The following is a 2,940-nucleotide window of genomic DNA, read 5'->3' as shown; positions in this document are numbered from 1 at the left end:
TCGTCGCCGGCCCGCGGCGCTACTCGCGCCTGAGCCGCGACTCCACGAAGGATTCGAGCTTCTCCCACGCCCGCACCGCCGCGGCGTACGGCCCGGCGGGCTTGCTCTCGGAATCCGGCTCGAGCACGTAAGCGATCAACTTGCCCAGCGGCTTGCCCTTGTCCAGCGCCTTGTCGACGGTGCTCTCCTCGGAGTAGTCGCCGATGTCGCGCAGCAGTTCGACAGCCAGGTCGAGCTGCTCGCGGTCGACCGCCTCCGGCCCGTCGGCGAAATCGTCGGCCAGCCCGCTAAGCACGTAGACGTTCTCGTCGGTGATGTCGATCTTGAGCGAACCGTCGGTGGCAGCGGTACGGATGTCGTCGTAGGTCGCCAGATCCGACAGGTCGTGGTCGTGCTCGTCGGCAAGGTAGCGGGCCAGCGCCCGCTCCGAGCTGAACACGCTGATCCGACCATTGCGGCCCAGGAAGATCGGGCGGTCATCGAGGTAGCAGCGCAACGTGTAGAACGTGCCCGCGCCGGTCATGATCTGGATCGGGTCGATGCCGACATGCGCCCAGAAGTCGTCGTCGCTGCCGAGCACGACCGTGTCGCCCTCCGCGCGCTCATCCTCGTCTTCCCCTTCTTCCTGGTCTTCGTCGTCGTCGCTGTCCTCCTCGGCCTCCTCGGCGGACTCCGGCGCGCTCTCTTCGGCCTCGTCCGTTTCCGCGGGCTCTTCTTCCTCGCGCTCCTCCTCGAGTTCCTCTTCGGCCTGCTTCGCCAGCTTCTCGTCCACCTCGGGCGTGCTGACCAACTCGTCGATGGCCTTGAGCACGTCATCCCAGCTGCGCCCGATGATCTCGGCGATGGCGTCCCAGCGTTTGCGGCCCGCCCTGCCGGTGAAGTGATCGATACCGCCGGACACGGTGCCCAAGGTGGGATTGCCGTTGAAGAACTTCGAGATCGCCGGCAACTCGCACACCGACCCGATGGACGACACGATCGCCAGCGTTCCGGCCAGCGCGGCCACCGACTCCTCGGTCGGCTTCTCGGCGACCAGTTCCTCCACCGCGACCAGGTCGAACCGTTTGTCCTGCGCAGGGTCCAGCTTGTGCGCGTGCGCTTCGGTGATGTCTTTCCACCCTGGGTGGTCGACCAGGTCGTTGTCGGCGTCGCCGCGGACGAACGCGGTCAGGTCCGCGACGCTCTCGAAGACGTACAGGTCCTCGTCCTTGCCCAGGAACGCCTCCCACTCGTCCCCGGAGTCGCGCCAGCGGGGCGCCCACAGTGTGTAGCGGTCACCCTCGGACAGGCTCAGGCGGATGGGCACGAGGTCAGCAGCCATGCGGCACACAATAGCGACCCGGCCTGCCGGCGCTTATCCGCCCCAAATAGTGGCGATCGCCGGAGCAGTCGCTGCATAACCCGTCTTGGGCAGCCCGTACATCTCTTCCAGCGTGGCCAGCACGTTGTAGTGGGAGATGGTTTCGTTGTAGCTGCCGGGCTTGACGTGCGCGCCGTAGATCACCGTCGGGATCTGGTTGCGGGGGCCGCCGTCGTCCTCGTCCCAGGTGACTATCAGCAGGCTGTTGTTGGTTCTGGCCCAGTTGGCGTACGCCGACATCCGGCTGTTCAGCCAGGCGTCACCCTGGGCGATCGAGCCGTCGTGCATGTTGTTGTCGTTGTTGGGGATGACGAACGACACCGTAGGCAGACCCGCGTAACCGTTCGGCGCCGGGAAGGCGGAGAACGGCACCGAGACTGCAGGCGGAACGTTGCTGAAATTGACCCAGGGCACGTGCTTGCGTGCGTACTTGCCCGCAGTGCAGGCCGTCGAGCCGACCGCAGGCAGGTCCTCGGAGTAGCCGCCGAAGGTGTGGCCGCTGGCCAGTAACTCCGACGCGAGGTTCGCCTGGGCTCCGACGTCGACCGGGCAGCTGTCCTTGGTGAGCCCGAAGGTGCTGCCGGCGAACAGCGCCAGATAGTTCGGTTCGCTGGGGTGTGTCTCGGCGAACGACTGCGCCATCATGGCGCCCCCCGCGGCCAGCGCGTTGATGAACGGCGCCGACTGGTTGCCGATGATGTTGGTTTGGGACCGGTTCTCCTCGATCACGATCACCACGTGCGAGAAGGACGGCAGCGTGGCCGCGGCCAGCGTAATGCGGGGCGCGGGCACCAGGAATGCCGCAACCGTGGCCAGAGCCCAGAAAACCCTGGTCAGATGCCGTCGGAGCCCGCGCATGCCGGGAGTATAGGGGCGGCCGCAGCGCCGCGGCCGGACTCAGACGCGCGTGTCAGCAGGCCTGAATCCGATTGTTATATAAGGTCACTTGCCGTGGACGTCCACGTCATCAACCACCCGCTGGCGGCCGCGCGGCTGACCGTGCTGCGCGACGAGCGCACCGACAACGCCGCCTTTCGCGCCGCGCTGCGCGAACTGACACTGATGCTGGTCTACGAGGCCACCCGTGATGCACCTATCGAGCCGGTGGCGATTCGCACGCCGGTCGGTGAGACGGTCGGGGTGCGGCTGGCCAGACCGCCGCTACTGGTGCCCGTGCTGCGGGCCGGGCTGGGCATGGTCGACGAGGCGCACACGGCGCTGCGGGAGGCCCATGTGGGCTTTGTCGGTGTGGCCCGCGACGAGACAACCCATCAACCGGTGCCTTACCTGGAATCGCTGCCCGACGACCTGAGCGACCTGCCGGTGATGATCCTCGACCCGATGCTGGCCACCGGAGGGTCGATGGTGTACACGATCGGCTTGCTGCTGTCGCGCGGGGCGACGGACATCACCGTGCTGTGCGTGTGCGTGGCGCCGGAAGGCATCGCCGCGGTCGAGAAGGTGGCGCCCAATGCGCGGCTGTACACGGCGGCGATCGACGAGGGGCTGAACGAGACGGCGTTCATCGTGCCCGGCCTGGGCGACGCGGGCGATCGCCAGTTCGGGCCGCGCTGAGCGGC

General features: G+C 67.3%; 3 protein-coding genes. 1 reads left to right on the top strand and 2 read right to left on the bottom strand.

Annotated elements, in window-relative coordinates; genetic code table 11:
* Positions 1 to 19: 19 nt before the first annotated feature.
* Together satS and ACX9NE_RS29150 are read right to left on the bottom strand one after the other, a co-directional pair.
* Positions 20 to 1,321 carry a protein export chaperone SatS gene (satS, locus tag ACX9NE_RS29155; RefSeq protein WP_459377754.1) on the bottom strand — a complete coding sequence of 434 codons (1,302 nt, stop codon included), beginning with the start codon at positions 1,319 to 1,321 and terminating at the stop codon, positions 20 to 22.
* A 33-nt stretch (positions 1,322 to 1,354) separates the two neighbouring features.
* On the bottom strand, positions 1,355 to 2,218 hold the full coding sequence (locus tag ACX9NE_RS29150) for an alkaline phosphatase family protein (RefSeq protein WP_459365242.1): 864 nt from the start codon (positions 2,216 to 2,218) through the stop codon (positions 1,355 to 1,357).
* A gap of 93 nt (positions 2,219 to 2,311) precedes the next feature.
* On the opposite strand from ACX9NE_RS29150, the gene upp reads away from it, so the two are divergent.
* Positions 2,312 to 2,935, top strand: coding sequence for a uracil phosphoribosyltransferase (upp, locus tag ACX9NE_RS29145; RefSeq protein ID WP_459365241.1), 624 nt, complete (start codon positions 2,312 to 2,314; stop codon positions 2,933 to 2,935).
* Positions 2,936 to 2,940: the final 5 nt, after the last annotated feature.

It is taken from the genome of Mycobacterium sp. ML4 (assembly GCF_054515735.1).
Note: the sequence above shows the minus strand (reverse complement) of the source record. Positions and strands in the feature narration are given on the sequence as shown.

Coding starts and splice junctions, on each gene's coding strand:
- ACX9NE_RS29150 (WP_459365242.1), bottom strand. CDS start 2,218: ATGCGCGGGCTCCGACGGCATCTGACCAGGGTTTTCTGGGCTCTGGCC.
- satS (WP_459377754.1), bottom strand. CDS start 1,321: ATGGCTGCTGACCTCGTGCCCATCCGCCTGAGCCTGTCCGAGGGTGAC.